The sequence below is a fragment of the Bacillus sp. Marseille-Q1617 genome (assembly GCF_903645295.1).
Lineage (GTDB): Bacteria > Bacillota > Bacilli > Bacillales > Bacillaceae_B > Rossellomorea.
This window is the reverse complement of sequence record NZ_CAHJXM010000002.1, coordinates 214,299-237,648: the sequence shown is the minus strand read 5'-3', so window position 1 is coordinate 237,648 and position 23,350 is coordinate 214,299. Positions and strand designations below refer to the sequence as shown.

The following is a 23,350-nucleotide window of genomic DNA, read 5'->3' as shown; positions in this document are numbered from 1 at the left end:
TTCACCTTGCAATTTACTTAATTTAATGCCATTCACCTAAAAAAATAGAAGGTTAATTAACATTTTTCCTATAAATTCGAATCAATCTTCCCCAACAAAGTATCAATACTCGCATGATCCTCCGGAGACTGGTCGATGTGCTTCCAAACGATTTTTCTTTTTTCATTAAAGAGAAACGTCGCTCCCTGGATATAGACGTCCTGGGTTTTCATGGATTTCTGGACGAATTTCTTTTGGCCTTGTTCGTCGGGAAGGAAGTTTTTCACTTTTCCGGTCACAAACCCGAACAGGGCTTTACTCAGCAGCTTCCATTTCGGCATGGTGACGGTGCCGGCTTGTTTGTATCCTTCTCGGGACGGATCACCGTAGATCGTGAATGGGAACGGGCCGAATTCTTCAAGGAATTGAGAAACGAAGCTTCCTTTGGATGGTGCGATCACCACTAAATTGATTCCTCTTTTATCAAATTCTTCAACGCGCTCACGCAACTGCGTGAGGTAATTCCGGCAGATCGGTCAGCCAAGGTGACGGACAAAGATGACCGCGGATTTCTTGTCTTGAAGAAGCGTGTTGATGTTCACTTCTTCATTTGAATCGGGACGTTCGAGCATAAAGTCCATTGGAATAACCTCCTCATTCTTTGTATATCTATCATACCGAACAGGGAAAGAAACATTCAAAATATAGGCTTGCAGAACTCTCTCTATTTTTTTCGGTGAACAGGAAATCAATCCATCATACGTTGTCATAAATCGTTCATAAAAGTTTGTGAAATGGTGAGCAAACTAATATACAATAAGAGTATAAATAATAAAAGCAGGTGAACATCTTGAGTTTCCTTGAGCTTCTCACGTCTTTGACACCCATCCTTTCTGTCTTCATTTTTCTTGTATTATTCCGTCTGCCGGCTTCCGTGGCGATGCCGGTCAGCTTCCTTGTCACGGCGCTATTGGGTTTTACTGTATGGAAAATCCCATTCGTACAGCTGGGGGCAGCGACGATTGAAGGAATCATTATTTCGATCTCGATCCTATGGATCGTCTTCGGTGCCATCCTCCTTTTAAATACATTGAGTAACAGCGGGGCCATGGGAACCATCCGCAATGGGTTTTCCGTGATTTCGCCTGACCGAAGGGTACAGTTGATCATCATCGCCTGGTTATTCGGTTCTTTCATCGAGGGCGCAGCAGGGTTCGGCACACCCGCTGCCATCGGCGCCCCTTTGCTCGTCGCTTTGGGCTTTCCGCCGCTCGCCGCCGTATCTCTTGCACTGATCGCCGACAGCAGCGCCGTATCATTCGGCGCGGTCGGGACACCGGTACTGGTCGGGGTCGACCAAGGTCTGAGACAAGGCGGATCCCTTGCAGAACAAGTATCTCAGCAGATAGGTAATGGGAGTATGCTCGACTATCTGAGCTCTATTGCCAGTCAGACGGTCAGCATCGATCTATTCATAGGAAGTTTTATTCCGCTGGTTCTGGTGGCGATCCTGACCCGCTTTTTTGGGGAAAATCGTTCATGGAGAGAAGGAATGGCTGTGTGGAAGTTCGCTCTTTTCGCAGGTTTCAGCTTTACGATCCCTGCCTGGCTCGTTGCTGCTTTCCTTGGACCTGAATTCCCTTCCATCATCGGCGGGCTTGCCGGGCTGCTTTTGGTCGTGCCGGCAGCCAAAAAAGGGTTTCTGCTGCCGGATGGAGGGTGGGATTTTAAAGAGAAGCAAGAGGATGAGAGACTGCAAGAAGAAATCCCTGCACGGAGTATGCCGATCTGGCTGGCTTGGTCTCCGTACATCCTTGTCGCCCTGTTCCTTGTCCTCACCCGCTTGGACTTCCTCCCATTTAAGAGTTGGATGCGGAGTATAAAAGTGGGATGGACCGATATTCTTGGAACGTCGATATCAACTCAGTTCGAGCCTCTCTATCTGCCGGGCACCATTTTCTTTACCGTGATGCTCATCACTTTCTTGATTCACAGAATGAAGCTAGAGCAAATCAAAGACACCTTGCAGAGCTCGATCATCACGATGAAAGGGACCGTCATCTCATTAATGACGGCCGTGCCGATGGTGAGGATCTTCATCAATTCCGACCTGAACGGAAGCGGACTTCTCAGCATGCCGATGGAGCTTGCCACACTGATGTCAGGGACAATCGGGGAAGGATGGCCGCTTGCAGCGCCTTTGATCGGCGCTCTCGGCTCATTCATCTCAGGCAGTGCAACATTCAGCAACATGATGTTTTCACTCTTTCAATTCAGTGTAGCCGACCAGATATCAGCAGCACCGGACGTGATCCTGGCTCTTCAAGTTCTCGGTGCCAATGCCGGAAACATGGTCTGCGTGCTGAACGTGGTCGCTGCAGCCTCCGTTGTCGGACTGAGCGGAAAAGAAGGCCAGATCATAAGCATTACACTCATTCCCATGATCCTATATGTTTTACTCGGGGGCTTGTTTGGAATTCTTTTAGTCTATGTCATCTAGGCAAAAAGCGAAGGGCATCACCCCTTCGCATTTTCCAGCCTTTCAATATGCTTCAATCCTTCCCGCTTACTTAAAGGAGCAAGATCCTCCCTGTCGATGAACTGCTGGACAGCCTCGGGATTTGTCTTCGAATATTCCCTCAGCGCCCACCCGATCGCTTTCTGGATGAAAAATTCCTTCGATTCATTGTGCATGAGGATATAACGGAAGAGGCGTTCTTCATCCGTCTTGTCTTTGTACCTTAACTGGTGAAGGATGGCTGCCCGGTTCAGCCAGAAATTATCTGCGTGTATCCACTTCTCGAGATAGTCGTCAGCCGTCTCTTTTTCATGGATCCTCCCTGCAAAATGCGGGGAAATATGATCGATCGTATCCCACCACGATACCGTCAAGATCATATCTTCCAGTAGAGGGAGATGGTCTCTCGCAAGAACCCTTGCCTGCTTGTCCAGAAGTGTCATCGCCGCGTACTGGCACTCACGCTGAGGCTCCCGCCAGAGGGAACGGACAATCTCCGGCAGCTCTTCCACCGGCGGCTTTCCATTTTCTTTTATAAATTCACGCACCAACGCGTTTCTTTCCGGAGTCTTGATGCCGAAGAACGCAAACTGGTTGCGCATGTACTTCTCCATCGCTTCACGGTTTTCCTCATTTTGATTCTCCTTTAAAAGGGAAACCAATCGATCCGCATACTCATGACCCATCGTTGTTTTCCTCCTCTTCATGGCAGTCGAAGCAGACAATCTCTCCGCTGCCCTTTTTCACACCGTTAAAAAACCCATCAAGGCAATAAATCGGTTTTTGACATGAATCGCAGTGACCTACAAGCTCTTTCATAGCCATGCGTCCCCTTTTTCCCTCAAGAAATAGATATAGTCAGTTGAAACTCCCTTTTCACCAAGCTGCCAGAGCATGGCCGCAATATTCCCGCGGTGATAGGTTCCATGGTTGACCATATGTTTCAGGATTTCACCTCTGGTATTCTCAAACGCTTCACCTTTAGAAGTCGTATATCTGAGGGAAATGAGCTCATCAGACATGTCACCAAGCCATTCGAGGATTTCATTATGTAAATCAGAAAAATCCAATTCGCATTCTTCCACTGTTTCAAACATTTTCTTTTCAACCGGCATACGCTCACCTTTTAATCTAGAAAACCACAGGACATCCACTTCATAGAGATGAAAAAGCGTCCTTTCTACCGACGGGAACACACTTTGAATTTCTTCGTGAAACATCTCATGTGGAAGGGACTTCAAGTGCTCCAAAAGTTTTTGGGTAGCCCATACATGATAAGTAAATTCCATTTTCCATCCACTCCTTTACATTATTAGTAGTTCTCTGACTGAGGTTGAAATCCCTTGTTATGTCCTTTGATTACCCTTTAAAAAATATGCAGCTTCAACTTTCGGGTTCCGGACATAAAAAAACAACCCCCTTAACTTGCAAGGGGATTGTCTCGTTTCGTTAATGGTTTTGTAAGGACGTACTGAAGGAGCTTCTTGCTTTGCGGCAGGGAGATGCCGACGATCGAACCGAGGCCGAGTGCAATGACGACCGTCCCGATTCCGACAGGACCGCCGAGCAGCCATCCGAAGAAGAAGACGATGAGCTCCATTCCATTCCGGACCCACTGCACCTTCCAGCCTGTTTTTTCTGTCACCAGAAGCATCAGGCTATCCCTGGGTCCCGCTCCTAAATCAGCGGAAACATATAGGCCGATTCCGTACCCGATCACCAGGATCCCGATTGCGAATACAATCGACTGAGCCGCGAACGACTCCGGATCCGGAATCAGGAAATTAAATAAATCTATGAAAATACCAATTAAAAGCATATTTAAAAAAGCGCCGACCTTAGGAAACGACTTCGTTCCGATACCGGTGATCAAAAGGATCATAAATCCGGCGATGATCGACCATGTACCGATCGTCAGACCGAGCTGTTTGAATAACCCGTAGTGAAAGACATCCCATGGTCCGATCCCGAGATCTTTTCCTTTAATCGTCAGCGTAATCCCCAAGGCCAGAACAAGCAGGCCGACAAAGAAGAACGCCCAGCGAATCACGAATTCTCTTTTCATGAAAATCCCTTCCCAATCTGTATAATTTCTTTACACCCGGATAACTGTAACACAGATGGGTGAACAAAAAAATTTCATAAAACCGATCGGGTTGGTGAGGTATTCAACTTAAGACCTAGAGCGGCTGTCCGCCGGATCTTACATTGGCCACTTCCCCCGCAGGGAGTCTTCGTCTTCCACTACAATCAATTGCTGGAACAGGTTATCATCTTCAATTTGTTTTTATTGAAATTAACTCTATCAGTTCCTCATCCGGCCCTTTGTAAAAGACTGCTCTCCAGCCGTTATCCAGCTGGATTGGTCCTTCAACAGGTACCAAATCCAGCCGCGCGAGCCGCTTTATTTCTGCTTCCAGGTCTGCCGTTTCCCATGCGAAGTGGACACGGGAGTTTGACGGGCCTCTATCCCGGTCTTCGATCAGCTCCAGCCAATCCTCATTCCTCTTTAAAAATACGATTTCCTCGCTCCCGATGACAGCAGTGAACTCCTCTTTAAAACCGAAAAGAGTTTGATAAAACCCTTTTGAGCGTTTCAGGCTGCTGACGTTGATGCCGATGTGATGAAGTTTCATGGTTTCACCTGATTTCCTTATCGTAATGTATGGCTTTGACAGCTGGATGGGTATAGAAACGTGGTCTTTTGCTCGAAATGATCACATTTTTGTTCGAAAAAATTTAATTTTGCTCGAATCTTCACTCGTTATGCGCGAAAACCCGGGATTATTGCTCGACTTGTCGAATTTTCTCGATATCCAAGGTGACGCATCCAGAATCAAAGCTTCCAAAATCTACATTCACAAAATCAAATTCATATCCCCGAACTCGTGCCACATATATCCCTTCGCCAAAGCGCTTCGGTAGGCACGGAATAAGTGCTCATCCGAAACGAATGCCCGTAAAAGGTCCAGGTGGCTTGCCTGCGGTTCATGAAGCCCGGTGATCAGGCCGTCAACGATGCGCAGGGGACTTTCTTTCGTGATATACAGATTTGTCACACCGCTTTCGGCAGCTAGTTCACCATCAAGGCCGGCAGCGACGGTTTCAAGCGCACGAACGACCGTCGTCCCCACTGCAATCACCCGGTTTCCTTTTTCTTTGGCTCTTCTTATGCTATCCACCGTCCCTTGTGGAAGATGGTATTCCTCAGGGTGGTTCGTTGGAGTCGGCCAGCGGTCATCACCGTAATAACTGAGTCCCGCATGAAGCTGCAGGGGTACGACCTCGATCCCTTCTGCGCGAAGCTGTGAGATCAGTTTCCAGGAAAATGCCCTTCCGGCAGAAGCCATCTCCACCGATCCCGGGACCGAGCCGTATACGGTCTGATAGTTTTCAAGCGGCCACGGGGTATCGATGTATTCATAGCGGACCGGCTCCCCGTTGCGATATAAAAAATCAAAAAATGCTTCACCTTCCACATTGAATGCCAAACGGATTAAAGGCTCTTCACTTCCTTTTCCTGCCATGACGGCTTTAACCCCGTCATTGAAGGAAATGGACAGCCGGGTGTCATACATGCACCCAAGAATCAATGCATCCCATTCATGGCTGTTCACTTTCCGGGAAAGCCGGACTTCAACCTGGCGATTTCCTTGTTTCCCTTGCAGTGATGCCGGAATCGTCCTGCTGTTGTTGACCACCAGAACGTCTCCCTTCTTCAACTGGGCGGGCAGTTGATCAAAGCGGGAATGAAGGCAGGCTCCCGTTTTCCTGTTCAGTACCATCAATTTAACTTCATCCCTGCTTTTTCCCGTGATCTCGATGGGAGTCGATGCATTTAACTGGGCCGGTATGTCAAAGACCGCTTCATTCATTGTCCCCCACCCCGATTCCACTTGAACTCCTGCGCTTCAAAGCGGCTGCCGGAAACATCGCTGGCGTCATCAGAAGCAAGGTAAAGGAAAACGTCCATATGTTCATGCGGTTCAGCTAACGGATAATCACATTCCGGGACTGCCTCATCATGCATCCCGGTGTTCATTTCACCCGGGTCCACCATGTTGATGCAGACGCCTGTGTCCTGAAGTTCATCCGCCCACGTCTGGGTAAGGCCTTCCACCGCAAATTTGGATATCCCGTAGGCTCCCCATTCGCCAAAACCGGTCTTCCCCGCTTCAGACGTAAGGTTGATGACAGAACCCGCATTCCTCAGCAGCATTCCCGGCAGGACCCGCTTGGTGACGATGAATGGGTTGAACGTGTTGACTTTCAAGACCTCAAGAAAATCCGCTTCCGGATAATCTGCCAACAGCCTTGGACCAGGCCCGAAGATGGAAGCGTTGTTGATCAGTACATCAATCCTGCTGAACGCATCCTCTGTCACCGAGACAAAACGGTCCACATCCTTCGGAACGGATACATCTGCGGCTAGTGCAACCACCTCACCGCCCAATGCTCGAATTTCCTTTTCCACTTCTCTCAATGGACCCTCATTACGGGCACACACGGCAAGCTTCGCCCCTTCCCTTGCAAATTGCAGGGCTAATTCCTTCCCCAATCCTTTTGACGCCCCCGTAATCATGACCACTTTGTTTTTCAGCATGTTCATTCCTCCTAAATTGTTTTCCTTGCTTTCATTTTATGAAAACGATTACCGCGGCAAATCGGCTATAAGGGAAGAGGAAAGATAGAGAAATAGACCGGTATTTCATTCAGTCTTTTGATGTAGTTCGACAATAACACGAACGATAAGACAGAAGTGAAGGAAAGCCCGAGATTGAGAGTTTCTGCATTAAAAGAAAAAGGTCCCACAGTGCACAAACCGCCTCACTTGACTTCCCGCTCCACCCGTACTAAGATAAGTACCGAAAACTCCATAATATTCACAAAAAGACTTTCTAGGGTTCCGCCATTACGGGTCTGGTCCGAGAGAAAGCGCAAAGAGCGATCTTTGTACACGGAGGGAGAAAAGCCCGGGAGATACCACTTTACAGTGATATGTCCCGGGTTTTTTATTTTTTAGCAGAAAAGGAGCGATTTTTATGTGGTGGTTTATCACAGCAGTTGCGGCACTCTTTGAAATCGGCTGGGCGACCGGCTTGAAATATGCGCATGACGGATTGACGTGGACGCTGACAATCGCAGCGATTCTCGTGAGCTTCACAGGACTGCTGATGGCTTCAACACGCCTGCCGACAGCAACTGTCTACGCAGTCTTTGTCGGGCTTGGCACATTGGGTACTGTGATCGTGGATATGATCTTCTTTGAGGCTGGCATCAATGCAGGTGTGGTGTTCTTTGTAGTCATGCTGCTTGTAGGCGTAATCGGCCTGAAATTTGTCACGGATGCGAATGGGAAGGAGGCGCAGAAATCATGAGCTGGATTGCATTAATTATAGCGGGATTTTGTGAAGTGCTTGGTGTAAACGGCATGCAGCGGATTGCAACAGGTAAAAAAATCAGCGGATTTATCTTTCTGATCGGCGGCTTTATAGCAAGCCTCAATCTCCTCTCATTCGCCATGACCAGCATTCCGCTTGGCGTGGCCTACGCCGTCTGGACCGGTATGGGTACAATCGGCGGCGTTGTCGTAGGTATGATATTTTATGGGGACCCTGCAGACCGCAAGCGTATTTTCTTTTTAACACTGATTGTAGTAGCGGTTGTCGGGCTGCGGGTAGTGACGAGTTAATTGAGTGGAGGCGGCGAAGCGGGGACTGAAGCTCAGTGATTCATTTTTGTAATGATTCTATAAGAGTACCGGCTTCCTCCGTCCCGGGTGAGACGCATCAATTATTCACCCCCGGCCCCTTATTTACGGAGGCCGGATAAAGATATAGTTGTTTGTGAAATACTGAACAAAACACTTGTATTCCATTCCAAACCGTCGTATACTTAAGTCGAACAGTATTTGTGAAACATTTCACAATTGAAACTTAGGAGGAATTTCCCATGAAAATAGCAGTAATCGGAAGTACTCACGCTGGAACAGCAGCTGTAACAAATATAGCAAATATGTATCCTGAAGCAGACATTACAGTCTATGAGAAAAACGATAATGTGTCCTTTCTTTCATGTGGTTTAGCATTATATGTGGGCGGTGTAGTTGAAGATCCGCAGGGACTTTTCTACAGCTCACCTGAACAGCTGATAAATCTCGGCATTACAATGAAAATGAAGCACACCGTGCAGGAAATCGATACTGCACAGAAGCAGATCAAAGCGTTGAATCTGGTCACTGGTGAAGAAGTCAATGACAGCTACGATAAGCTCGTCATGTCAACCGGTTCATGGCCAATCATCCCGCCAATCGACGGCATTAAGCTTGATAACGTCCTGTTAGCAAAGAACTTCAATCAGGCAAATACAATCATTGAAAAATCACGTGACGCTAAGCACGTTACGATTGTCGGCGCAGGTTATATTGGCGTTGAGCTTGTAGAAGCATTCCAGCAGGCAGGGAAAAAAGTAACGCTGATTGACGGTGTGGACCGTATTCTGAATAAATATCTTGATCAGGAATTTACAGATCAGGTAGAGCAGGCATTCATTGACCGCGGCGTTGAACTGCGACTCGGCGAAACTGTTACTCGTTTTGAAGGTGAAATGTCTGTTGAAGCTGTTGTAACGAATCAAGGACGCGTTAAGACTGACATTGTGATTATGTGTGTCGGCTTCCGCCCAAACACAGAGCTCTTAAAAGGAAAAGTAGACATGTTGCCAAACGGGGCAATTACAGTTGATGATTATATGCGCACAAGCGACCCTGACATCCTTGCAGCCGGTGACTGTTGTGCAGTGAAATACAATCCGACAGGTCAGGCTGCCTATATCCCACTTGCAACTAATGCAGTCAGAATGGGTACACTCGTTGCACGCAATCTCACTGAACCGGTCATGAAGAATGTTGGTACACAGGGAACTTCAGGTCTGCATATTTATGACCTGAATATGGCATCAACAGGCTTAACTGAAACGAGTGCACAAGCGATGGATATTCATGTGAAAAGTGTCACAATCTCCGAAAAGCACCGTCCTGAATTTATGCCGACAGCGGAAGATGTGCTGTTTAAAGTCAGCTACCTGCCTGAAAGCCGTAAAATTATTGGCGCGCAGGTACTGTCAAAAGCGGATGTCACCCAATCCATTAATACACTCAGCGTCTGCATTCAGACTGGCATGACGATAGAAGAACTCGGCTTTGTCGACTTCTTCTTCCAGCCTCACTTCAATCAGCCGTGGAACTTTCTGAATAAAGCAGGACTTGCAGCAGCTGAGACACGCAAGCCGCAATTGGTTTGATTGAAACTGGGTCAGCGGTGTTGAGTTAATACGTTGAAAAGCGCACTTTTAGGTAAGTGCGCTTTTTGTGTGCGGTCTTATAGAAGTGTTTGGGCTTGCAGGCTGATGCGGTTAATAATTAATTGAAGCTCCTATGCACGGATTTCCCTTTCCACTTCTTTCAAAGGAGCTTGATTTCGTGCACACACGGCAAGCTTCGCCCCCTCCCTTGTAAATTGCAGGGCTATTTCCTTCCCCAATCCTTCGACGCTCCGGTAATCATCACTACTTTATCTTTTAACATCATTTTTCCTCCCAAATCGTTTTGTTACTTTAAGTTTATGAAAACGGTTCATTGCGCAAATCGGCTATAAGGGAGGAGGAAAGATAGAAAATTGGACCGGTATACATTTCAGACTTATGATGGAGATTTTATAAAAACACGAACGATTTAACTGGATTTTTTATTTATATTCGTGTTATAATGAATTTGAACTTAATTAACAGCAGTGACTGGCGAAAACGTGGAACGAACCACAAGGGAGCTGCGACTTTACATTCATCATCAGCCAAAAATGCCGTTCGCCTGGGCAAAGGCAAGGACATCCGTATGCCCTTGTCTTTTTTTATTGGGCTCTTTTCCATACTATGCTGTTTAGCACCATCGAAAAGCAGCGATTATCAGAAAATAGTCTTTTATCATTTTCAGGAGGGATTGCAGTGGAACCATTAATTTTAGACGGAAAACGAGTAGCTACAGAAGTGAAGGAAAGCTTGCGGTTGAGAGTCTCTGCTTTAAAGGAAAAAGGGATCACGCCTTGCCTAGCCACGGTGCTTGTGGGTGACGATTCCTCTTCGGAAACCTACGTAAAAATGAAAGGGAATGCCTGCAGGAAAATCGGCATGGAGTCCCGGCGGATTCACCTTCCGAAGGAAACGACGACAAGTGAACTGCTGAAAGTCCTCAACGAGTTAAACGCGGATGAGGATGTACACGGCATCCTTCTTCAGCATCCTGTCCCTAAGCATATCGATGAGCGCGCTGCGTTCGAAGCGATTTCCATCGATAAAGACGTAGATGGTGTGACGAGCCTCGGCTTCGGTCAGACATCTCTTGGTTTCGGCGAGTTCCCATCCTGTACACCGGCTGCCATCATGAACATCATTGACTTTTATGATGTGTCCGTTGAAGGAAAGCATGCCGTCGTGATCGGAAGAAGCCCGATTTTAGGCAAACCGGTGTCTATGATGCTATTGAACCGCAATGCAACCGTCACGACCTGTCACTCCTATACAGAGAACCTGCCGGAGATCATATCGCAGGCCGATATAGTGGTAGCGGCCGTCGGAAAGCCCCGCTTCATTGAAGGCGACTGGGTGAAAGAGGGCGCGATCATCCTTGACGCCGGCTACAATAAAGGGAATGTCGGCGACGTCGATTATGAGTCTTGTTACGAGAAAGCCGGTGCGATCACCCCGGTCCCTGGCGGAGTCGGACCTGTAACCATCTCGATGCTTTTAAAACAAACCGTCGACTCAGCTGAAAAATCAGCAAAGCTTCTCAAGAAATCTTCATAACTCTTTGTTTGCATCAGAGATTGGCCCTTATGGGTCAGTCTCTTTTTAATTTCTTTTCCAAATTTCTGCTTATTCTTCCGACAATGGGGAAAAATGTGTAAAAACGTAAAAAAAGGAGCAAATCCATGGACACTAATAACAATAATGCATTTAACCAGCCACCCGAGCCATTTTGGCGGGAAACAGCCCATCTTCCTATATTTCCGAAGCTTTCACAAAACATCAAGACGGATGTAACCGTTGTAGGCGGAGGGATCGCCGGAATCACAACTGCTTATCTGCTGGCAAAAGGCGGTAAAAAAGTCGCCTTGATTGATGCCGGCCGGCTTATCAATGGTACCACCGGGCATACAACGGCAAAAATCACTGCCCAGCACGGGCTGATCTATGACGAACTGATCAATCATTTCGGAGAAGAATACACAAAGAAATATTACGAAGGAAATATGAAGGCACTCTCTTTCATGGAAAACACCATTCAGTCTGAGAACATCGACTGCGATTACACAAAACAGGATGCTTATATTTATTCCACTACCGATGAATACAAGAAAAAGGTGGAGAAGGAATTTGAAGCCTATCTACAACTGGGGATCGATACAGAACTGATGGAACAGCTGCCGATCGACCTTCAGATAAAAAATGCCGTGATTATGAGAAATCAGGCACAGTTCCATCCTTTAAAGTATTTCAAGGCTCTTGTGGACAGTATCGTTAACAACGGCGGACAAATTTTCGAACAGACATTGGCAAAGACGATCAATGAAGGAGAAAGTACACAGGTAGTGACGGAAGACGGTTATCACCTCGACAGCGAATACGTAGTGATCGCCACTCATTTTCCATTTTATGATGGGATGGGAGGCTACTTCGCCCGTCTTAAGCCTGACCGGTCGTATATACTTGGAGTTAAAACAACTAAAGAGTACCCAGGCGGAATGTACCTCAGTGCTGAAGACCCTACCCGCTCCCTTCGCTACACAGAAGATGAGAATGGCGATAAACTTGTGCTGATCGGCGGCGATAACCACAAGACGGGGCAGGGAAAAGACACAATGGAACACTACAATGCACTTGAAGACTTCGGAAATAGAGTCCTCGGGATCGAGGAAGTGAAGTACCGATGGTCTGCACAGGACCTCACTACCTTGGATAAGGTTCCTTACATAGGCCCTTTAACTAAAAAGCACCCTGCCATTCTCGTTGCTACAGGTTTTCGAAAATGGGGCATGACATTGGGGACACTTGCCGGGCAGATCCTTTCCGATCATGTACTTGGTAATCATAATCTATACAAAGATCTCTTTACGCCATCACGGTTCAAAGCGGACCCAAGCATTAAACGATTCGCGAAGGAAAATGCCAATGTGGCAGCACAATTGGTGAAAGGAAAGCTTGATATCCCGACCAAAAAAGCAGATGACATACAGAATGGAGAAGGAGCCATCGTATTAGTGAACGGCAGACGATGCGGCGGTTACAGAAACGAAAATGGAGAGCTTTTCGTGGTGGATACCACCTGTACCCACATGGGCTGCGAGTGTTCATGGAACCACGGTGATCACACGTGGGACTGCCCTTGCCACGGCTCAAGGTTCTCAACAGACGGGACCGTTATTGAAGGTCCAGCCAAAGAACCGTTGACTCGAATGGAGGATCAACTCAAATAACGTCGAATATAGCCCGGGAAATATCACGGATCATAAAGAAATATGTCAGTTTTTGACGCCAGCTTGGCAATGATATGAAGGAATATTTCCTGGAGTTCGTTCCAACACTATAAGTGCAAGAGTATTTTTTTAGGAGGGGAAAGTATGGGCCGCACAAAGCAGGGAAACCGCAATGCACAGGCAAATACCAATGCTAAAAGAGGAAATCGCACAAGCTCTGAATTAGTGGAGTTTACAACCGGGCGGGTCAAGCCGGAAAAAAACCGTCCTCAAGACTGATCAAACTTTCGACTGGTGCCCTTGATGATTCAAGGGCGCTTTTTTATTTTCCATTCAACAAGAGGAATATCAACCGTTTATCCCGAATACCAAAAGAGCACACTTTTTTGGGAGGAATATGACATGAAAGAACATATGCTGTTTCAACAAATGGACTTCATCCGAATGCGGACACTCGCTTTTTTAGATGCGACAACTGAAGAACAGGCTGACAGAATGCCTGAGGGTTTCCGCAACTCGATCCGCTGGAATCTCGGACATATCCTATTATCACAAGAAAACCTTCTTCATTCTTTTGCTGGTGAAAATGAAAGAAAAGGAATCCCCGCTCATTACAATGAGCTGTTCGGCTTCAACACAAGTCCTTTGACATGGGCGGAGGACGGATTGACTCCTCCGTCTTTAAAGGAGCTTCGCGACCTGCTTGAAGATCAGCCGAAAAGAGTGAAAGAGGCATACACCGGCCGTCTGGATGAACAGGGTGAAAAGCCGTTCGACCTGGGAACCGTTACATTCACTACTTTGGGAGAAGTGCTTTCCTTTGCCAATTGGCATGAGGGGCTGCACCAGGGAACAATCACATCCATCAAGCGCGTCCAGGGCGTCGAAAACCTGTTTGAAAAGGCAGAAGAAAAAGTAAAATAAAGAGTATATCGCCACCCGATACGTAAAACGTGCCCGCAGAATCCCTTGCGGACACGTTTATTTTTTTCCATTGAATAAAATCAAAAAGTCCCCGTATCCCTCAGCTTCCAACCGTTCCTTCGGGATGAATCTGAGAGCTGCAGAATTGATGCAGTACCGGAGTCCCTTAGGTCCCGGTCCGTCCGTGAACACATGGCCGAGATGGGAACCACCTTCCCTGCTTCTCACTTCCACGCGTGTCGATTTATGTGAAAGGTCATATCTCTCCTTCACACTCGCGTCCATCACCGGTTTCGTAAAACTGGGCCATCCGCACCCGCTGTCATATTGGTCTTTCGAAGTGAACAGCGGTTCGCCGCTTACTACATCGACATAAAGACCGTCTTCAGTATTATTCCAATATTCATTTTCATAAGGAGGTTCCGTCCCATTTTCCTGGGTGACATAGTATTGCATATCGCTCAACGATACGCGCAGATGCGAACGATCAGCAGGCCAATATGTCCGCTTAAACTCTTCCCTTCCCGACCCTCTCTTGTACAAGGCGTATCGGAAGGCATTTTTCTTATAAAAATCCTGGTGATACTCCTCCGCTTCATAGAAGGTTACAGCTGGAAGGATTTCCGTTACGATCGGCTCATTGAATCGGCCGCTCTCCGAAAGGTCTTTCTTTGATTGTATCGCCTGCTCCTTTTGTGATTCAATATGATAAAAGATTGCCGTCCTGTATGATTCGCCGCGGTCTTTGAACTGGCCGCCCGCATCTGTCGGATCAATCTGCTGCCAAAACAAGTCCAATAACTTTTTGTAAGGAAACATATCGGGGTCGAATGTGATCTGAACTGCTTCAACATGACCCGTATCGCCCGATATCACTTCTTTATAAGTTGGATGCTCAGTCTCCCCTCCGGTATAGCCGGAGCGGATATCGATGATGCCTTCCTGTTCGTCAAAAGGCTCGACCATGCACCAGAAACATCCGCCTGCGAAGGTCGCTTTCTCATGTACCATTTCATCACTCCTTGGTTTCACGTGGAACATATCTATCTTCTATACTTCCCGTAAAATTTTTGACCATGTCCCCGATTCCAACAGGGTCATCCCAGTGAAGATTGTGACCGCCTTTTTTCTGATGAACCTCTGCATCAGAAACTTTTTCTTTCAATGAACGGATACCTTTTTCTCTTGAATCCCCTAGCTCAGCAGGCTCTGAAGCATGTATTAACAAGACACCTGCCGTTTTGTAATGAACTCTTTGATTGCCAATTGACAGATTCGTTTGCTTCATTCTTCCCTCACCCTTCAAAATAAAGATGATAATGAGTCTGACAACCCGGGTTGAAAGAAGACTTGCAATACGGGCAGACCGATTGGCAATTCATATACTGCAGGACCGTCAGTTCATTCCGGCATTCCCCGCACAATATCGCTTTTATATTCCATTCATCCTTCGACCAGCGCACAGGCTCATGTCCGGCCGTTTCCTCATGACAAAGATGGCATGGATAATATGTATGGCAGCATTTGAATTTTATCGCGATGATATCTTTTTCACTATGATAATGACGGCATCTGGTCTTCGGATCAACGTCTACTCCCTTAACCACAACTTCTTCAGGCACCATTCCAACACAGCTCCTTTTGATCGGTCTATTCTACATTTTCGCCATCAAAGATCCGTTTACCTTTCAAAAAAATAAAATGGGATACCAACCGAAGCGGCTGGTATCCATTCACTTATTCCGCCAGATCCAGAATCCCGCGCAAATCCTGAAATACAAAATCAGGCTTGACTCCCAGCTCGTCCATTTCCTTTCCCTGACGATTGATCCAGGCGGTGTAGAAGCCGAAGCTTGCAGCACCTGCGATATCCCACGTATTCGACGACATGAACAAGACCTCTTCCCTCTTCACATCAAGCTTATCAAGCACCAGCTGATAAGACATCGGAGTGGGTTTGAACTGCTTTACTTCATCAACGGACAGCACCTCATCAAGCAATGAAGCAAACGGGGATTGTTCGACCAACGGAGACAGCATATCAAGTGATCCGTTGGAGAAGATCGCTGTTTGATAGGATTTCAGCTCCTCCAATATCTCTTCCGTTTCTTCATAATGCTGCAGCTTAAGATAAGAATCCAACAATTCTTTTTCTGTTTCGCCCGAGATCTCGGCACCTGACTCTTTACAGGCGTAACGGAGTGCATCCCTCGTAATCTCAAAGAACGTCGAGTATCTGCCCATCAGCTGGCGCAAAAAGCTGTATTCAAGCTGCTTCTGCCTCCAAATCCCACTGATTGTCTCCCCCTTGCCGGGAAACAATTCATTGCATTTCTCAATAACAGAATGTACATCGAACAGCGTGCCATAGGCGTCGAATACAAACGCTTTTATCTTCGGCTTCGTCATATCTCTTCCTCCCTGCAATCGGTATATAGATTTCTTACCATCATCATATAGGAGATATCGTTATAAACAAACTGATAGCCCTTGTGGCAAACCTGTTTCAAACAGGATTCTATTCCCACCGTAAAGGGTATAGTAAGAAAAAAACAAGAACAGGGGAATTCAATTGAAGAAGAAGCAAAAGTGGTATCAAAAGAAAAACTGGTGGATTGGCGGAGCCGTCATTCTTATTCTTGCTGCACTCATGCTCTATCATCGGGTGAAGCCTCTCCCACCGGGCATATCGTATGAAGGGGACGTTTATACACTTCCTCAAAAAGATGTTGAATTTTTGTACGACCTTACGTATGAAAAGAACGGCAAGGAAGTATATGACCATTCCATCTTTGATGAAGTATACAAAACCATTGAAGAAGCAGACGATTTTCTCGTCCTTGACCTCTTCCTCGTCAACGGCTATACAGATGGCAAACGGCCTTATCCCAAGCTCAGCGAAAATTTGTCAAAAAAGATACAGGAACAAATGGAGAAGAAGCCTGACTTGAAGGTTGTCTTCATTACAGATCATGTCAATACGACCTACCGTTCACATACTGCACATCAAATAGCGCCTCTCGAAAAGCTCGGGGCAGAAGTCATCTATACGGACTTGAACCGTCTCCGCGACCCCAATATCATCTATTCATCAATTTGGAGGGCCGCCCTCGGATGGTTTGGACAGGAAGGAATCGGCTGGCTCCCGAACCCTATGGCCCCTTCAGCTCCAAAAGTGACGGCACGGTCTTACTTAAAATTACTGAACGTAAAAGCGAATCACAGGAAAACGGTCATCACCGAGGATGCCGGATTGATCCTCTCAGCCAACCCCCATGATGCGAGCGGGTTTCATTCGAATATTGCCTTCAAGGTGAAGGGGGAGATCCTGAAGGACATGGTAAAAGCCGAAAGAGCCGTCGCTGCTTATTCCGATGGTGATAAAAGTGCCTTTCCGACAAATGAAGAGCTGGATAAGCTGATCAAGCCTGCCGGTTCGGGGGAAGGACCACCCGTGAAGGCGCAGATCCTCACTGAAAGCAAGGTCCAGGACCATGTCGTCAAAGCGATGGATGAGGCGGAAAAAGGGGACGAAATTTGGATAGGGATGTTTTATTTGGCAGACCGGGACATCATTGATGCCATAGAGGACGCAGCAGAACGGAAGGTTAAAGTGCGGCTCGTGCTGGATCCGAACCAAAATGCATTCGGCCAGGAAAAAATCGGACTTCCCAACCTGCCGATCGCATCCGAGCTGCATAATCTCAACAAGGAACACATCACCATCCGCTGGTATGACACAAACAAAGAACAATATCATTCCAAGTTCATTTACGTCAAAGGAAAGAAGACATCCACCGTCATCGGCGGATCGACAAACTATACATCACGCAATCTTGATGACTACAACCTCGAGGAAAACATCAAGCTGGTCTCATCTACAGATAGTGAATTCATCCGCTCCATTGACAGCCATTTCAAGCGGATCTGGAATAACGAGGATGGCACGTATACGGTTGATTATGAAAAGTATCAGGACAAACTTCCTGCATTTAAATACATCATGTACTTTTTGCAAAAAATCTTCCAAGTGACCACGTATTAAGGTTTGAATTCCTGATAAAAGGGAAAATAAACAGTAACAATACATCATACTAAAACTACAATTGGAGGTAATAATTATGGGTTTCATTTTATATTTAATCGTTGGAGGAATCATTGGCTGGTTAGCCGGTCTAATCTTAGGTAAAAACGTTCCAGGCGGAATCATCGGAAATATCATCGCGGGTATCATCGGTGCATGGATCGGCGGTGAATTACTGGGAAGCTTCGGTCCGTCACTGGCAGGAATCGCGATTATCCCGGCATTGATCGGAGCCATTATCTTCGTATTCCTTCTAAGCTTGCTGTTAAGAGGAATGAGAAGAACATCACATTAATCTATACGATTTGTAAGCTCCCCGAGTCATCTCGGGGAGCTTTTTATATGGAATACAATTGACGGTACCTATTGCGCCATTAATTAACCACTCCCTGATGTGCACCCTTACCACTCTTCTTCCACCAAAAAAAACAGCCCGCAGGCTGTTTTTCACATTAATACGTCATCGATTTACGAGATCTTCTCTTATTGCGGTATTTCTTATAGATCGGGTAGATGATAGGTCCCCATTTGATCAATCTTCCAATTAAACGTTTCATAAAAGGCAACCTCCTTTTTTATGTATTATTTACCCGTTAAAAAAGGAAAAAAACCTCTTCAAATGAATAGAAACATCCAACTCTCATGGTGTATTTTTACAATTTCTCAGATACACTATTTTAAAAAAACCGTCCACATTCGAAACAATTTTCATCTATCCTCGGTTACATCAATAAATGAATCATTAAAAAAGGAGAAATCTAACATGAAAAAACAGTTAAACGGTGTATTCATAATCACCATCCTGTTCATTGCCTTGACTGCATGCACAAGCTCCAACTCCAGCCCGGAATCTAGTGAAGAAGCACTTTCACCTGACATCACCCTGGAGGAATTCACGCAAATTACGAAAGGGATGGAGCTGGATGAGGTCATCGACATCATCGGCGGAGAAGGGAAGCAGCAGGGGGAGACGGGGGAATCCGGAACGAAAGCCCATCAAGTGAGTTATGTATGGGACGGAGCCTCTCCCAACTCTTTAGTACATATCAGCTTCCGAAACAACAAGGTGAGTACGATCAAGGAAGTAAACATAAAATAAGCAAAAAAGCCCTTAAAGGCTTCTCTACCACTTAAAAAACTCAATAAAGGGTTTCACCTTTATTCCACAAACAAACGCCCAGAGGCTGTACCCTGGGCGCTTGTTTATATCTCATTTTTATTTAATGCTTTTTGATTCAGATATCTTCCCTAAGAAGAATCCATCGACTTCACTCAGCTTGCCCCTCCAGAGGATCTTCCCCTTTGAAGGAGTAGGCTTATTGTCGCCGCAGTATACTTTCGTATTTTTCAGGTGAATGAAATTGGCTTCACTAAGGGCGCCCTCATCGACCTGCTCACCTGCTTTAACAAGTTCTTCACTCAGCTTCTGCGCAACATCGCTGCCATCTTCAAAGTTTTCGCTCAATGCGTCAAAGTAGTCTTTAGCAGAAATGAGCGTTCCTGTGATGACAGCCCCGTTTACATTCAGGGTGATGTCCAATGTAAAATCATGCTTATTAGCTGCCTGTACAAAAAATTCCAGAATTGAATCTTTATTTGCACCAGATCCTAAGCTCATGTTAACTATTCCCTCCTGACTGTCTATCCATTAAGAAGATGTGTCGTCATCGCTTGAAAGTGTGGTTTCTTCGTCTTCGTTTTCATCTTCCTTTTTAGATGATTTTTTTGATTTTGATGATTTACGGGTAGAGCGTTTCTTGCTATTAGATGATCCTGATTTGCCTTTTTTCTTATCATCCTTATTGTCTTCATCTTCATCATCTTCATTCTCATCTTCAGAGTCGTCTTCACTCTTTGACTCATCTGAATCATCGTCTTCATTGTTGTCGTCTGAGTCTTCTTTAGAATCCTCTTCTTCATCATCCGCTTTTTTCTTGGACGCTTTTTTCGTACTCTTCTTTGATTTGGATTCTTCTTCTTCATCTTCGTCTTCTTCGTCTGCATCTTCGTTTTGTTCAGTGAGTTTTGTCAGCATATCTTCTAGTTTTTGAAGGCGGTCGTTTAGCTGATCGTTTTCTTGCTTAAGAGATTCATAGTCTTTGTCGCTGTTTGTCTCTTGATCGTCAGATTGGTCTGAGCTTAGTGTTGTACCATTTTCTTCTTCCATATTCTCATTTTCTTCCGTGTTTTTATCACGCTTGAACAGACCGGCTGTTGAAGACTTCAACGAAGTGACCGCACTTCTTGATTTTTCCTTTGCTGCTTTACCAAAATCCAGGGATTTGCTCTTTAACTTTTCCTGATCAATTGAATCAAGCAGCCTTTTCCCGTTTTCCGGGGTAGCCAGGTATCCTACTGTAGCTCCAAGCACACTTCCTGCCACCGTGCGCCTGATGGGACCGCTCATTCTTTTTTTCTTTTCATTTGTTGATTTCTTATCCTGATTTTCTACAGTAGTATCTTCTACTTTTGTGTTTTTTTCTGCCATGGTTAAACCCTCCGATTAGTTTGATTGATTAGTAGTTTTTAAACGATTTGAATCCATCTTTTTCTCAAGTGACTCCAAGCGTTCCTGTAACTTTTTATTTTCTTGTTCAAGAGCTCGTGTATTGTTGTCAGCCGCTTTGGAGCTTAGGAAAGGGTCGTTTTCCCACCAGTCCATGCCGATTTCCTTTGCCTTATCGACAGAAGCGACGATTAAACGGATTTTGATGGTCAAGAGCTCGACATCGGCAATCCCGACCGTAATATCTCCGGCGATGACAACCCCTTTATCCAAGACTTTCTCTAAAACATCCACGATGGTATTTGACTGCATTGAATGTTCCATAGCCATGTTGTTGTCCTCCTTTGGCTCAACGGGAAGGTACTTACATCAAGCTTCCCAGCGGCCCGAGATCTATATTAAGGTCTTCTGCATCAAGACCGAAAATTTCTTTTAATTCTTCCATTTTTTCCTCTAGATTCATCAAGGCAACGCCCAGATCCTCAACCTGCTGATCTGTGAGTGTGCCGCCTTCCACACGCCGCATGGCATGTCTTTCTACGATTTGCCTTACTAATTCGATGACTGTGAGGACAAGCTGTGCCAATCCGTCCTCGGGATTATTTGAATCGAAGTTGATCCTGCTACGTCCATTTGTCTGGCTGACCTGTTGCATGAATCAATTCCTCCCTTTCTTTATCAAGCTTTTCAGAGTTGATTTCTTTGCGTGTTCCGTTTTTATGCTGTACCAGTGTTTCCACCGAGGAAATTAATACCCTAAGATCCAAATAGACGAGATCGACACCTGCAATCGAAATCACGAGGTCTCCTTTGATGGCTACACCTTTATCGAGAATCACGTCTAAAATGTCTATAAGTGCAATATCTTTGTTCTCAATCGATTCTCTTACTGTCATAGCTCACAATCCCTTTCTATTCTCTCTTATACTTCTTTAAATTCCCTCAGTGGCGCTTCTTGAAACAGGCAAATTTATGAAAAACTTGAGAAATGGTAAGGAGGCCAAGGACCCGAAGCTTCGAAACTCCAGCCTGTTTTCTCGAGTTCTTCCTTGTATCGGTTCACTTCACTGATGAAGTCATCCACTTTATCTTCCTCAATCAGAAACACACTGTTCCATGCCATGTTTTCCTGGCGCCCAGTGACGTCTTTACCCCAGTTTTTCTTCACACTGCCTTCGAGTGCCTTTTCTTTAAGCTTTTCATGGACTTCTTCACAAATCCTGTTTTTTTCATTCTCGAGCTCTTGATCGATCAGCTGGTCGATTTTTTTCTTTTCAAAAAACTGCCTTCCTTTCGGCAATTCACTGATTTCTTGTCGTTTTTCTTCTATCGCCGGATTGCTATTACTCACTTCTTCCCTGAGCTCTTTGTCATTACAGAAGATCTTGAGGTTCCATTCTTCATTGCCCTTCAACTTCGAGAAGGTGCTCAAAAGCTTATTGCGGTTGCTTTCTACGGTGTCCTTTAAGCTGTCCTCGTTCTTGTAAAGCGTACAGAATTTCAAAGGGACGATGGTATACATCTTCGACACCATCAATACGGTTTCATGATGATGGAATGCTTTTTCCTGCAGCCATTCCATATCATTTTCAATCTTATCCTTTAAGTCTTCTTCCGAATGTTTATCGGAGTCGATCGTGCACACAATGGCTGTCACATCTCCAACCTCGATGGTGAAAAGATCGCTCTCACCATCAAAACCCGTTATAGAGGGAAGCGATTGATCATTTGCTTCGTTCGTTGGTATCAAGCCATATAAATAATGTAAGTCGCTCATTCTTTCACCCTCATTCTTTCTTCTTCGTCAATTCTTCCCATTGCTCCATCTCACGCTGCTTCGCGATTTCATATCGTGCCAGCAATTCGTCTTCTTTTTCCTGAAAGGCTTCCTCAGGGATTTCACCAAGCTCATACATCATTTGAAGCTGAATCAGCTTTTGCTGAATGGTAGGAAGGTCGTATAATTCTTTATCTGCTTCTTCTTTAACCTTTTCACCGACTTTAATGACCATATTAATTGGCGCACTGACCAACTTATGGATCATCCGGCTTCCTCTACCTTTAAGCGGATGTTGACGAAGTTATACGCCGGCCATGGTCCGCTGTAATGAAAGTCGACCTTATCCTTCCACTTTTCGTGAGCTTCATTCACTTTTTGATCGAATGCTTCTTCTTTATCGCGATCGATTAGGAATGCTGCGTTGAGAAGCATCGTTTCGCTCGAAGGCTCATTTGCTTTTGCAGCTTCGGCTGTTTCTTCCAGGGGCTCGAAAATTTCACTCTTCATTTCCTCTTGAAGGGAAGTAAAGAGCTTTTGCGCCATGCCGCCAAGTTTGATGCGGTCATAATAAGCAGCGGATTCTGATTTACCTTTCACGGAAGAAGACATTTTTACCATTTCAGGATTTTCTTTTACCATTTTTTCAAGATATTCTTTCTTACCGATCACTTTAAGACCTATCTCAATTTTTCCTTTGATGGCCGGGAAGAGCTTTTCAAATTGAGGGTAAAGATTTTCAAGCAGCGCCTCTACATCCTCTTTGCTCTGAAAAACGTTACCGAAGCTGATTGGAATGACCGTGTCATTCTCGCTCATCACTTTTGATACCGTTTCCTGATGCATCAAGAGATTTTCTTTCTTCGGATGATAGATCTTCATTGGTACTTCAGCCGCCACCATCGCAGCATCTTTGTAAGTGATTGTGAAGACGTCACGCTTTTCTCCTTCTAACTCCACTGACCCGAACGATTCTTCCTTCTTATCTGTCTGAATTGCGCAAAATACATAAATTCCATTCTCTTGGCTCATG

General features: G+C 45.7%; 31 protein-coding genes and 2 riboswitches. Of the genes, 11 read left to right on the top strand and 20 right to left on the bottom strand.

Going from position 1 to position 23,350, the window contains the following annotated elements; all coding sequences use genetic code 11:
- Positions 1 to 68: 68 nt before the first annotated feature.
- Positions 69 to 488 (bottom strand): peroxiredoxin-like family protein, encoded by a 420-nt coding sequence (locus HWX64_RS12740; protein WP_254871144.1) that lies wholly within the window; start codon positions 486 to 488, stop codon positions 69 to 71.
- A gap of 341 nt (positions 489 to 829) precedes the next feature.
- Here HWX64_RS12740 and HWX64_RS12735 point away from each other — a divergent pair, with 341 nt between their 5' ends.
- The gene (locus HWX64_RS12735) at positions 830 to 2,479 is read left to right on the top strand and encodes an L-lactate permease (RefSeq protein WP_175989939.1); all 1,650 of its coding nucleotides are present in this window, start codon (positions 830 to 832) and stop codon (positions 2,477 to 2,479) included.
- Between the two features lie 17 nt (positions 2,480 to 2,496).
- On the opposite strand, the gene HWX64_RS12730 is transcribed toward HWX64_RS12735, so the two are convergent.
- From HWX64_RS12730 to HWX64_RS12700, 7 genes are all read right to left on the bottom strand, one after another.
- On the bottom strand, positions 2,497 to 3,183 hold the full coding sequence (locus HWX64_RS12730) for a DNA alkylation repair protein (protein ID WP_175989938.1): 687 nt from the start codon (positions 3,181 to 3,183) through the stop codon (positions 2,497 to 2,499).
- Positions 3,173 to 3,316, bottom strand: coding sequence for a hypothetical protein (locus HWX64_RS12725; RefSeq protein WP_175989937.1), 144 nt, complete (start codon positions 3,314 to 3,316; stop codon positions 3,173 to 3,175). The genes HWX64_RS12730 and HWX64_RS12725 overlap by 11 nt, the downstream gene beginning before the upstream one ends.
- Entirely contained in the window at positions 3,313 to 3,786 is a 474-nt protein-coding gene (locus HWX64_RS12720) for a DinB family protein (RefSeq protein ID WP_175989936.1), read from the bottom strand. The genes HWX64_RS12725 and HWX64_RS12720 overlap by 4 nt, the downstream gene beginning before the upstream one ends.
- A gap of 131 nt (positions 3,787 to 3,917) precedes the next feature.
- Complete coding sequence (locus HWX64_RS12715) at positions 3,918 to 4,562, bottom strand: YitT family protein (RefSeq protein ID WP_175989935.1); 645 nt, start codon at positions 4,560 to 4,562, stop codon at positions 3,918 to 3,920.
- A gap of 211 nt (positions 4,563 to 4,773) precedes the next feature.
- Entirely contained in the window at positions 4,774 to 5,133 is a 360-nt protein-coding gene (locus HWX64_RS12710; protein WP_175989934.1) for a VOC family protein, read from the bottom strand.
- A 222-nt stretch (positions 5,134 to 5,355) separates the two neighbouring features.
- A complete protein-coding gene (locus HWX64_RS12705) occupies positions 5,356 to 6,372 on the bottom strand; it encodes an S-adenosylmethionine:tRNA ribosyltransferase-isomerase (protein WP_175989933.1) in 1,017 nt (338 codons plus the stop codon).
- Positions 6,369 to 7,100, bottom strand: a complete 732-nt coding sequence (locus HWX64_RS12700) for an SDR family NAD(P)-dependent oxidoreductase (protein WP_175989932.1) — start codon at positions 7,098 to 7,100, stop codon at positions 6,369 to 6,371. The genes HWX64_RS12705 and HWX64_RS12700 overlap by 4 nt, the downstream gene beginning before the upstream one ends.
- Positions 7,101 to 7,384: 284 nt before the next feature.
- Positions 7,385 to 7,479, top strand: a riboswitch (guanidine-I (ykkC/yxkD leader).
- A 60-nt stretch (positions 7,480 to 7,539) separates the two neighbouring features.
- On the opposite strand from HWX64_RS12700, the gene HWX64_RS12695 reads away from it, so the two are divergent.
- The 7 genes from HWX64_RS12695 to HWX64_RS12670 all read left to right on the top strand — a co-directional run bounded on the left by HWX64_RS12695 (position 7,540) and on the right by HWX64_RS12670 (position 13,950).
- Complete coding sequence (locus tag HWX64_RS12695) at positions 7,540 to 7,875, top strand: multidrug efflux SMR transporter (protein ID WP_175989931.1); 336 nt, start codon at positions 7,540 to 7,542, stop codon at positions 7,873 to 7,875.
- Positions 7,872 to 8,189: a multidrug efflux SMR transporter gene (locus tag HWX64_RS12690; RefSeq protein ID WP_175989930.1), complete on the top strand. Its 318-nt coding sequence runs from the start codon at positions 7,872 to 7,874 to the stop codon at positions 8,187 to 8,189. The genes HWX64_RS12695 and HWX64_RS12690 overlap by 4 nt, the downstream gene beginning before the upstream one ends.
- A gap of 260 nt (positions 8,190 to 8,449) precedes the next feature.
- Positions 8,450 to 9,799 carry an FAD-dependent oxidoreductase gene (locus HWX64_RS12685; RefSeq protein WP_175989929.1) on the top strand — a complete coding sequence of 450 codons (1,350 nt, stop codon included), beginning with the start codon at positions 8,450 to 8,452 and terminating at the stop codon, positions 9,797 to 9,799.
- 478 nt (positions 9,800 to 10,277) lie between these two features.
- A riboswitch (ZMP/ZTP riboswitch) is annotated at positions 10,278 to 10,377 on the top strand.
- A gap of 115 nt (positions 10,378 to 10,492) precedes the next feature.
- Positions 10,493 to 11,356, top strand: coding sequence for a bifunctional 5,10-methylenetetrahydrofolate dehydrogenase/5,10-methenyltetrahydrofolate cyclohydrolase (locus HWX64_RS12680; RefSeq protein ID WP_254871188.1), 864 nt, complete (start codon positions 10,493 to 10,495; stop codon positions 11,354 to 11,356).
- A gap of 125 nt (positions 11,357 to 11,481) precedes the next feature.
- Positions 11,482 to 13,026, top strand: coding sequence for an FAD-dependent oxidoreductase (locus tag HWX64_RS12675; protein ID WP_175989927.1), 1,545 nt, complete (start codon positions 11,482 to 11,484; stop codon positions 13,024 to 13,026).
- A gap of 144 nt (positions 13,027 to 13,170) precedes the next feature.
- Positions 13,171 to 13,305 (top strand): hypothetical protein, encoded by a 135-nt coding sequence (locus tag HWX64_RS22110; protein ID WP_303049481.1) that lies wholly within the window; start codon positions 13,171 to 13,173, stop codon positions 13,303 to 13,305.
- Positions 13,306 to 13,428: 123 nt separating this feature from the next.
- The gene (locus HWX64_RS12670; protein ID WP_175989926.1) at positions 13,429 to 13,950 is read left to right on the top strand and encodes a DinB family protein; all 522 of its coding nucleotides are present in this window, start codon (positions 13,429 to 13,431) and stop codon (positions 13,948 to 13,950) included.
- Positions 13,951 to 14,007: 57 nt separating this feature from the next.
- On the opposite strand, the gene msrA is transcribed toward HWX64_RS12670, so the two are convergent.
- The 4 genes from msrA to HWX64_RS12650 form a co-directional block, all read right to left on the bottom strand.
- Positions 14,008 to 14,961 carry a peptide-methionine (S)-S-oxide reductase MsrA gene (gene msrA / locus HWX64_RS12665; RefSeq protein WP_175989925.1) on the bottom strand — a complete coding sequence of 318 codons (954 nt, stop codon included), beginning with the start codon at positions 14,959 to 14,961 and terminating at the stop codon, positions 14,008 to 14,010.
- A gap of 4 nt (positions 14,962 to 14,965) precedes the next feature.
- The gene (locus HWX64_RS12660) at positions 14,966 to 15,238 is read right to left on the bottom strand and encodes a hypothetical protein (protein WP_175989924.1); all 273 of its coding nucleotides are present in this window, start codon (positions 15,236 to 15,238) and stop codon (positions 14,966 to 14,968) included.
- Positions 15,239 to 15,245: 7 nt separating this feature from the next.
- Entirely contained in the window at positions 15,246 to 15,575 is a 330-nt protein-coding gene (locus tag HWX64_RS12655) for a CHY zinc finger protein (RefSeq protein WP_175989923.1), read from the bottom strand.
- Between the two features lie 112 nt (positions 15,576 to 15,687).
- Positions 15,688 to 16,359: a haloacid dehalogenase type II gene (locus tag HWX64_RS12650; RefSeq protein ID WP_175989922.1), complete on the bottom strand. Its 672-nt coding sequence runs from the start codon at positions 16,357 to 16,359 to the stop codon at positions 15,688 to 15,690.
- A 163-nt stretch (positions 16,360 to 16,522) separates the two neighbouring features.
- Here HWX64_RS12650 and HWX64_RS12645 point away from each other — a divergent pair, with 163 nt between their 5' ends.
- The 3 genes from HWX64_RS12645 to HWX64_RS12635 all read left to right on the top strand — a co-directional run bounded on the left by HWX64_RS12645 (position 16,523) and on the right by HWX64_RS12635 (position 19,133).
- Positions 16,523 to 17,995 (top strand): phospholipase D family protein, encoded by a 1,473-nt coding sequence (locus tag HWX64_RS12645; RefSeq protein WP_254871143.1) that lies wholly within the window; start codon positions 16,523 to 16,525, stop codon positions 17,993 to 17,995.
- Positions 17,996 to 18,071: 76 nt separating this feature from the next.
- Positions 18,072 to 18,329 (top strand): GlsB/YeaQ/YmgE family stress response membrane protein, encoded by a 258-nt coding sequence (locus HWX64_RS12640; RefSeq protein ID WP_175989921.1) that lies wholly within the window; start codon positions 18,072 to 18,074, stop codon positions 18,327 to 18,329.
- Between the two features lie 468 nt (positions 18,330 to 18,797).
- On the top strand, positions 18,798 to 19,133 hold the full coding sequence (locus HWX64_RS12635) for a hypothetical protein (RefSeq protein WP_175989920.1): 336 nt from the start codon (positions 18,798 to 18,800) through the stop codon (positions 19,131 to 19,133).
- Positions 19,134 to 19,250: 117 nt separating this feature from the next.
- On the opposite strand, the gene gvpU is transcribed toward HWX64_RS12635, so the two are convergent.
- The 8 genes from gvpU to HWX64_RS12595 all read right to left on the bottom strand — a co-directional run bounded on the left by gvpU (position 19,251) and on the right by HWX64_RS12595 (position 23,349).
- Complete coding sequence (gene gvpU / locus HWX64_RS12630) at positions 19,251 to 19,652, bottom strand: gas vesicle accessory protein GvpU (RefSeq protein ID WP_175989919.1); 402 nt, start codon at positions 19,650 to 19,652, stop codon at positions 19,251 to 19,253.
- Positions 19,653 to 19,682: 30 nt separating this feature from the next.
- The gene (gene gvpT / locus HWX64_RS12625; RefSeq protein ID WP_175989918.1) at positions 19,683 to 20,522 is read right to left on the bottom strand and encodes a GvpT/GvpP family gas vesicle accessory protein; all 840 of its coding nucleotides are present in this window, start codon (positions 20,520 to 20,522) and stop codon (positions 19,683 to 19,685) included.
- Between the two features lie 15 nt (positions 20,523 to 20,537).
- On the bottom strand, positions 20,538 to 20,870 hold the full coding sequence (gvpJ, locus tag HWX64_RS12620) for a gas vesicle protein (protein ID WP_175989917.1): 333 nt from the start codon (positions 20,868 to 20,870) through the stop codon (positions 20,538 to 20,540).
- Positions 20,871 to 20,904: 34 nt separating this feature from the next.
- Positions 20,905 to 21,195, bottom strand: coding sequence for a gas vesicle protein K (locus tag HWX64_RS12615; RefSeq protein WP_064567977.1), 291 nt, complete (start codon positions 21,193 to 21,195; stop codon positions 20,905 to 20,907).
- Complete coding sequence (locus HWX64_RS12610; RefSeq protein ID WP_175989916.1) at positions 21,164 to 21,436, bottom strand: gas vesicle protein; 273 nt, start codon at positions 21,434 to 21,436, stop codon at positions 21,164 to 21,166. The genes HWX64_RS12615 and HWX64_RS12610 overlap by 32 nt, the downstream gene beginning before the upstream one ends.
- Positions 21,437 to 21,510: 74 nt before the next feature.
- Positions 21,511 to 22,317 carry a GvpL/GvpF family gas vesicle protein gene (locus HWX64_RS12605; RefSeq protein ID WP_175989915.1) on the bottom strand — a complete coding sequence of 269 codons (807 nt, stop codon included), beginning with the start codon at positions 22,315 to 22,317 and terminating at the stop codon, positions 21,511 to 21,513.
- 10 nt (positions 22,318 to 22,327) lie between these two features.
- Entirely contained in the window at positions 22,328 to 22,585 is a 258-nt protein-coding gene (locus tag HWX64_RS12600; protein WP_175989914.1) for a gas vesicle protein GvpG, read from the bottom strand.
- Positions 22,582 to 23,349: a GvpL/GvpF family gas vesicle protein gene (locus HWX64_RS12595; RefSeq protein WP_175989913.1), complete on the bottom strand. Its 768-nt coding sequence runs from the start codon at positions 23,347 to 23,349 to the stop codon at positions 22,582 to 22,584. The genes HWX64_RS12600 and HWX64_RS12595 overlap by 4 nt, the downstream gene beginning before the upstream one ends.
- Position 23,350: the final 1 nt, after the last annotated feature.